The organism is Rhizobacter sp. P3_C12 (assembly GCF_056402735.1).
The window spans coordinates 1-7,284 of the sequence record NZ_JBFUGW010000289.1; the positions used below are offsets into that span (position 1 = coordinate 1).

At 71.8% G+C, this 7,284-nt stretch carries 8 protein-coding genes; 7 read left to right on the forward strand and 1 reads right to left on the reverse strand.

Annotation, left to right across the window (positions count from 1 at the left end; all coding sequences use genetic code 11):
• From AC1DXV_RS28630 to fabG, 3 genes are all read left to right on the forward strand, one after another.
• Positions 1 to 683, forward strand: a 683-nt coding sequence (locus AC1DXV_RS28630; RefSeq protein WP_477936800.1) for a beta-ketoacyl synthase chain length factor, incomplete at its 5' end; no start/stop codon positions are given.
• On the forward strand, positions 683 to 1,141 hold the full coding sequence (locus tag AC1DXV_RS28635; RefSeq protein ID WP_477874362.1) for a hotdog family protein: 459 nt from the start codon (positions 683 to 685) through the stop codon (positions 1,139 to 1,141). The genes AC1DXV_RS28630 and AC1DXV_RS28635, both read left to right, overlap by 1 nt.
• Positions 1,138 to 1,875 (forward strand): 3-oxoacyl-ACP reductase FabG, encoded by a 738-nt coding sequence (fabG, locus tag AC1DXV_RS28640; protein ID WP_477936802.1) that lies wholly within the window; start codon positions 1,138 to 1,140, stop codon positions 1,873 to 1,875. The genes AC1DXV_RS28635 and fabG overlap by 4 nt, the downstream gene beginning before the upstream one ends.
• A gap of 110 nt (positions 1,876 to 1,985) precedes the next feature.
• Here the strand turns inward: fabG and AC1DXV_RS28645 are convergent, their stop codons facing one another.
• The gene (locus AC1DXV_RS28645) at positions 1,986 to 2,456 is read right to left on the reverse strand and encodes a nuclear transport factor 2 family protein (protein WP_477872692.1); all 471 of its coding nucleotides are present in this window, start codon (positions 2,454 to 2,456) and stop codon (positions 1,986 to 1,988) included.
• A gap of 105 nt (positions 2,457 to 2,561) precedes the next feature.
• Between AC1DXV_RS28645 and AC1DXV_RS28650 the strand changes: the two genes are divergently transcribed.
• From AC1DXV_RS28650 to AC1DXV_RS28665, 4 genes are all read left to right on the forward strand, one after another.
• A complete protein-coding gene (locus AC1DXV_RS28650; protein ID WP_477872690.1) occupies positions 2,562 to 3,239 on the forward strand; it encodes a response regulator transcription factor in 678 nt (225 codons plus the stop codon).
• Between the two features lie 5 nt (positions 3,240 to 3,244).
• The gene (locus AC1DXV_RS28655; RefSeq protein ID WP_477936804.1) at positions 3,245 to 4,708 is read left to right on the forward strand and encodes a sensor histidine kinase; all 1,464 of its coding nucleotides are present in this window, start codon (positions 3,245 to 3,247) and stop codon (positions 4,706 to 4,708) included.
• The gene (locus AC1DXV_RS28660) at positions 4,705 to 5,502 is read left to right on the forward strand and encodes a helix-turn-helix domain-containing protein (protein ID WP_477873785.1); all 798 of its coding nucleotides are present in this window, start codon (positions 4,705 to 4,707) and stop codon (positions 5,500 to 5,502) included. The genes AC1DXV_RS28655 and AC1DXV_RS28660 overlap by 4 nt, the downstream gene beginning before the upstream one ends.
• Before the next feature lie 40 nt (positions 5,503 to 5,542).
• A partial coding sequence (locus AC1DXV_RS28665) for a molybdopterin-dependent oxidoreductase (protein ID WP_477936807.1) occupies positions 5,543 to 7,284 on the forward strand: 1,742 nt, incomplete at its 3' end.

Genomic DNA, 7,284 nt, shown 5'->3' on the forward strand with positions numbered 1-7,284 from the left:
CCGTGCCGCCGCCGGCCCGCTTGCCGGCCGCCGAGCGGCGCCGCGCCGGGGCGGCGATCAAGATCGCGCTGGCCGTCGCCGACGAGGCCTGCCGGAATGGCGGCATCGACCCGGCACTCGCCGCCACGGTGTTCGCGTCATCGAGCGGCGATGGCGCCAACTGCCATGCGCTGTGCGAGGCCCTCGCCGGCAACGACCGGCTGGTGTCGCCGACGCGCTTCACGAATTCGGTGCACAACGCCGCGGCCGGCTACTGGCACATCGCCGTCACCGGCCGGGCCGCGTCGACCAGCCTGTGCGGCTTCGACACCAGCTTCGCGGCCGGGCTGATCGAAGCGGCCGGGCAACTGCATGGCTTGCCGTCGCAGCCGGTGCTGCTGGTCGCGAGCGACACGCCCTACCCCGAGCCGCTGCAGGCCACGCGGCCGCTGCCCGACAGCCTGGGCGTCGCGCTGGTGCTGCGGCCGACGGGCGATGGCGCCATCGCGCGGCTGGAAATCACGGCGCAGGCGCCGCAGCCGTCGACGCCATGCCGCGATGCCGGGCTCGAGGCGCTGCGCCAGCAGATCCCCGCGGCGCGCGCGCTGCCGCTGCTCGAATTGATTGCGCGCGGCGAAGCAGGCCGTGTCGCGCTCGACTGCCAGGCCGGCCTGTCGCTGCGCGTCGACATCCACCGCCCGTGATGAACGACGAGGCCCTGCTGCTCGACCACGCCGGCATCGCCGCGCTGATCCCGCACGCCGGATCGATGTGCCTGCTCGACGGCCTGCTGACCTGGGACGCGCAGACGATCCGCTGCCGCGCCACCGGCCACCGTGCCGCCGATCACCCGCTGCGCACCGCGTCGGGCCTGCTCGCCACCGCGGCGATCGAGTACGCAGCGCAGGCGATGGCGCTGCATGGCGCACTGCTCGCGCAAGCGACCGGCACGCCGGCCGCGCCGGGCTTTCTCGCGAGCGCGCGCGGCGTGCACTGCCACCGCCTGCACCTGCACGACCTGCCCGGGGCGCTGGAGGTCGTCGCCGAGCGCGTGGCCGGCGATGCGCACCAGCTGCTCTACGCGTTCCGCGTGCAGCATGCCGGCACGCCGGTGGCCGACGGGCGGGCCGCGGTCGTGCTCCACCCGGGAGAGACACCATGAGCGACACCCCTGCCCTGCGGCGCGCACTCGTCACCGGCGCCAGCGGCGACCTCGGCAGCGCGATCGCGCGCCGGCTGGCGCGCGACGGCTTCCATGTGATCCTGCATGCCAACTCGCGGCCCGATGCCGTCGAGTTGCTGGCGCTGCAGCTGAACGCCGCGGGCGGCTCGGCCGAGGCGGTCTGCTTCGACGTGACCGATCGCGCGGCCTGCGAGGCGGCGCTGCTGCCGCTGGCCGAGATCGGCGCGATCCAGGTGATCGTCAACAACGCCGGACTGCACGACGATGCGGTGTTCCCGGCGATGCGCGAGGAACAGTGGCACCGCGTGATCGACGTGTCGCTGCACGGCTTCTTCAACGTGACGCAGCCGCTGGTGATGCCGATGATCCGCACGCGCTGGGGCCGGGTGATCAACCTCTCGTCGGTGGCCGGCGTGATGGGCAACCGCGGGCAGACGAACTATGCGGCGGCCAAGGGGGCGTTGAACAGCGCGACCAAGGCCTTGTCGCTGGAGCTGGCGAGCCGTGGCATCACGGTGAACGCGGTCGCGCCGGGCATCATCGCGTCGCGCATGACGGCGCAGGCCTTCGACGACAAGGCGATCGGCCAGCTGGTGCCGGCCAAGCGCGCCGGCACGGCGGATGAAGTGGCGGCGCTTGTCGGGTTTCTCGCAGGGGACGAGGCCGGCTACATCACCGGCCAGGTGATCTCGATCAACGGCGGCATGGCGTAACGCACTGCCCGTTCGCCCTGAGCTTGTCGAAGGGTCTGTTCGCATGCCGCCAGGGCTTCGACAGGCTCAGCCCGAACGGTTTTGTTTGCCGCCGTCTGTGCGCGGCTCTTCTACGAAGGGTTCTTCGCCTTGAATTGCGCCAGGTTGAAAGCCGCCTTCGCCTTGATCTTGTTCTGCAGCAGCCCCGACCACCCGAGCGCCCAGCCCGGCGCGCCGAGCGCCTGCCGCGACCAGGCCCAGAAATCGAACTGGTCGACGTGCCGCACGATCAGCCCGTCGCGGAACTCGAAACTCGCATCGATGATGTTCAGCACCTTGCGCCCGGTGGCCGAGAACGTGTAGTTCGCCTCCCAGTGCGCCGAGCCGTTCTGGTCGTCGGCCTGGATGCCGGTGTACTCGAGCCGCAGGTCGCGCCCGTTGGTGCAGAGCATGCGCCACATCATTCCCGCATCGGCGCCGTGCAGGTCGAACACCGGATCGGTGAAGTGGACCTCGCGGTGGTAGCAGCTGCCCATCGCGGACCAGTCGCGGCGGCAGAAGCCTTCGTAGAAGCGTTGGATCAGTGCGGCGTGGTCGTGCATGCGGGCCACCGGGGCGGAATCGAGTTCGACACAGTGTGCCAGCACCGCAAGCCGTTCGGGTATCCGGCGATGCGGATTCGCCACTGAAGTCGCTAAGCTTCGCACATGAAGTTGCTGCTTGCCGAAGACGACGCCATCCTTGCCGATGCCCTCAGCGCCAACCTGGCGCTGGCCGGCTTCGAGGTCGACGTGGCCCCGAATGGCGCCGTCGCCGAATACCTGCTGCTGCGCCAGCAGTTCGATCTCGGCGTGCTCGACCTGGGCCTGCCGCTGGTCGACGGCCTGACGGTGCTCAAGCGCGTGCGCGCCGCCCGGCCGACACTGCCCATGTTGGTGCTGACCGCGCTCGACGGGCTCGACCACCGCGTCGCCGGGCTGAACGCCGGTGCCGACGACTACCTGACCAAGCCCTTCGACTTTCCCGAGCTCGAGGCCCGCATCCGCGCGCTGCTGCGCCGCACCCGCAGCGTGGCCACCGCGTCGGCGCAAGAGATGGGGCGGCTGAGCTTCGACCGCGACACCCGCCGCGCCGCGATCGGCAACGAGGCGATGGAGCTGTCGCCGCGCGAATGGATGCTGATGGACCTGCTGCTCACGCAGCGTGACAAGGTCGTGACGAAGGAACAGATCGCCGAAGCCTGGGCGGTGGAGCGCGGCGATGCGAACGCCGGCTCGATCGAGGTCTACATCCACCGGCTGCGGCGCAAGCTCGACGGCTCGGGCCTGGCCATCCGCACCGTGCGCGGCCTCGGCTACCTGCTGGAAGCCGAAGCCTCCTCCTGAGAACGATGCTGTCGCCGTTCAAGCTGGCCCTGCGCCGCATGCCCGGCGTGACGCCGGGCACCCGCTCGCTGCACCGCCACCTGCTGCTGTGGCTGCTGCTGCCGCAGCTGGTGCTGTGGCTGGCCGCCGCCTACGTCACCTACAACGTCGCCGACCGCTACGCCAACCGCGCGATCGACGCCGCGCTGAAGACCGCGACCCGCGCGCTCGCGCGCCAGGTCAAGCCGATCGGCAACGGCCTGTTCATCGATTTCCCGCGCGCCGCGCAGGACATCATCGAGGCCGACCCGGACGACCGCGTGTACTACATGGTCAGCACGCCGCCCGGCGAGTTCATCCTCGGCAACAACAAGCTRCCGCCGCCACCGGTCACCGATGCGCGCCTCGGCGAGACCTACTTCTACAACGGCAGCATGAAGGAGAAGTCCCACCAGCTGGGCATCCGCGTCGCGGCGATGTACCTGTCGTTCGGCGACGAGACCGCGCCGCAGCGCATGCTGGTGCAGGTGGCGCGCAGCCGCGCGAGCGGCGAGGAGCTCGCGCGCCAGATCCTGGTCGACACCGCGCTGCCGCTGTCGGGGCTGGTGGCGCTGATGTCGGTGATCGTCTGGGGCGGCATCCGCACCGGCCTCGCGCCGCTGGCCCGGCTGCGCGCCGAGGTGGAAGACCGCGCGCCGAACGACCTGGCGCCGATCAAGCTGGAGGCCGCCCCCGAGGAGGTGCGCGCGCTGGTGAAGGCGCTGAACAGCCTGCTGGCGCAAGTGCACGAGAACGTGTCGGTGCAGAAGCGCTTCATCAGCGATGCAGCGCACCAGCTGCGCACGCCGCTGGCCGGGCTGAAGAGCCAGACCGAGCTCGCGCTGACCGAGACCGACAACCCGGCGCTGCAGGCCCGGCTGCGCCGCGTGCACGAGAGCGCGACACGCAGCGCGCACCTGGTCAACCAGCTGCTGACGCTGGCGCGCGCCGAGCCCGAATCGGTGGCGGCGCAGGGCCGCACGCGCGTCGACCTGCGGCGGCTCGCGAGCGAGGTGACGGCCGAGCTGGTGCCGCGCGCCCGGCATGCGGGCGTCGACCTCGGCCTCGACGAGGGCGACGAGAAGCCGATCGAGATCCACGGCAATGCGCTGCTGCTGCGCGAATCGCTGCTGAACCTGGTCGACAACGCGATCCGCTATGCCGGCGACGGCAGCGTCGTCACGGTGCGGCTGTCGGCCCAGGACAGCCAGGCGGTGCTGGAGGTCGAGGACAACGGCCCGGGCATCGCCGAGGCCGACCGCGAGCGGGTGTTCGACCGCTTCGCCCGCGCGACGCACGAGGGCAACGGCTGCGGGCTGGGCCTCGCGATCGTCAAGGAGATCGTCGAGCGCCACACCGGCACCGTCGAGCTGCAGCCGGTGCAGCCGCGCGGGCTGCGCGCGGTGGTGCGGCTGCCGCGCATCGTCGAGCGCAAGGCGGTTCCCGCATGACGCCGGTCGGCGCGCTGCTGCGCGAATGGCGGCAGCGGCGCCGCCTGAGCCAGCTCGACCTGGCCAGCGACGCCGACATCTCCACCCGCCACCTGAGCTACGTCGAGACCGGCCGTGCGGCGCCGAGCCGCGCGATGGTGCTGCACCTGGCCGAGGCACTGGAGGTGCCGCTGCGCGAGCGCAACACGCTGCTGACCGCCGCCGGCTTTGCGCCGCTGTACCGCGAGCGCCTGCTCGACGACCCGGCGCTGAAGGCGGCGCGCGATGCCGTCGAGCTGGTGCTGCGGGCCCACGAGCCGCATCCTGCCCTGGCCGTCGACCGGCACTGGAACCTGCTGGCGCACAACCGGCCGATGGCGTTGCTGCTCGATGGCGTCGCGCCGCACCTGCTCGTGCCGCCGGTCAACGTGCTGCGGCTGAGCCTGCATCCGGACGGCGTGGCGCCGAAGATCGTCAACCTGAACGCCTGGCGCACCCACCTGTTCGCGCGGCTGCGCACGCTGGTGCATGCGAGCGGCGATCCGGTGCTCGCGGCGCTGCTCGACGAGCTGCAGGCCTACCCCGGCGACGACAGCCCGCCCGGCGGCGACGACTGGAGCGCGGTCGCGGTGCCGCTGCAGATCCGCAGCTCGGTCGGCGTGCTGTCGTTCATCAGCACGACCACCGTGTTCGGCACGCCGCTGGACATCACGCTGTCGGAGCTGGCGCTGGAGACCTTCTTCCCGGCCGATGCCGAGACGGCGCAGTTGCTGCGTCGCCTCGGTGACGGACAGGCGGGCTCGAACGGCGCATAAAGGCGGGGCTGCGGCGACGATCCGCATCCAGGAGACGACGATGACATCACGCACTGCCCTGCGCATCTGCCCCTTGTGCGAGGCCTGCTGCGGCCTCGAGGTGCAGGTCGACGACGACGGCCGCATCGGCACCATCCGCGGCGATGCGGCCGACGTGTTCAGCGCCGGCTTCCTGTGCCCGAAGGGTGTCGCGCTGAAGGACCTGCACGACGACCCGGACCGGCTGCGCACGCCGCTGATCCGGCGCGGCGCGCGCTTCGTCGAGGCGAGCTGGGACGAGGCCTTCGCCGAGATCGAGCGCCGCCTGCTGCCACTGCGCGAGGCGCATGGCAAGGACAGCGTCGCCTTGACGCTGGGCAACCCGTCGGCGCACAAGATGGGCCTGCTGCTGTACATGCCGCGGCTGCTGAAGGCGCTGGGCACGCGCAACTTCTTCTCGGCCTCGACRCTCGACCAGATGCCCAAGCAGCTGTCGAACGGGCTGATGTACGGCCATTGGCTGTCGATGGCGGTGCCCGACATCGAGCGCTGCGACCACCTGCTGATGCTGGGCGCGAACCCGATGGCCAGCAACGGCAGCCTGTGGACGGTGCCGGATTTCCGCGGCAAGGCCAAGGCGATGAAGGCGCGCGGCGGCCGGCTGGTGGTGATCGACCCGCGGCGCACCGAGACGGCCGCGCTCGCCGATGCGCACCACTTCATCCGCCCGGGCGGCGACGTGTTCCTGCTGCTCGGGATGGTGCACACGCTGTTCGCCGAGGGGCTGGTGAAGCTCGGGCGCCTGCAGCCGCACCTGGCGGGGGTGGAGGCGCTGCGCGAGGCGGTGCAGCCGTTCGATGCGCCCGCGATGGCCGCACGCTGCGGGATCGAGGCCGACGTCATCCGAGGCCTGGCGCGCGACCTCGCCGCTGCCGGGCGCGGCTGCATCTACGGCCGGCTCGGCACCTGCGTGCAGGCGTACGGCACCACCTGCTCCTGGCTGATCGACGTGCTGAACATCCTGAGCGGCCACCTCGATGAACCCGGCGGCGCGATGTTCCCGCAGGCCGCGGCGTTCGCGGCGAACACCGTGGGCACGCCGGGCCGCGGGCGCGGCATCGTGACCGGCCGCCACCACAGCCGCGTCAGCGGCGCGCCCGAGGTGTACGGCGAGCTGCCGATGACCTGCCTGGCCGAGGAGATCGAGACGCCGGGCGCGGGCCAGGTGAAGGCGCTGATCACGATCGCGAGCAACCCTGTTCTGTCGGCACCGAACGGCGCGCGGCTGGCGAAGGCGCTGGAGGGGCTCGACTTCATGCTGAGCCTGGACATCTACCTGAACGAGACGACGCGCCATGCCGACGTGATCCTGCCCGGGCTGTCGCCGCTGGAGGACACGCACTACGACGTCGCGTTCCCGCAGTTCAGCGTGCGCAACCATGCGCGCTACAGCCCGGCCGTGCTGCCGCCGCCGGCGGGCGCGCCGGCCGAGTGGGAGACGCTGCTGCGGCTGGCCGCGCTGGTGCAGGGCCGCGGCGCCCAGGCCGACATCGCGGCCCTCGACGACGCGCTGGTGGCCGACGACGTGCGCAAGCTCGCCGGCGACCAGGCCGATGCGGTGCTGCAGGCGGTGTCGGTGCACCGCGGCCCGGAGCGGCTGCTCGACCTGGCCTTGCGCAGCGGGCCGTTCGGCGACGGTTTCGGCCGCCGGCCCGCGGGCCTGACGCTGGACCGGCTGAAGGCTGCGCCGCACGGCATCGACCTCGGCCCGCTGGCGCCGCGCCTGCCCGGGCTGCTGCGCAC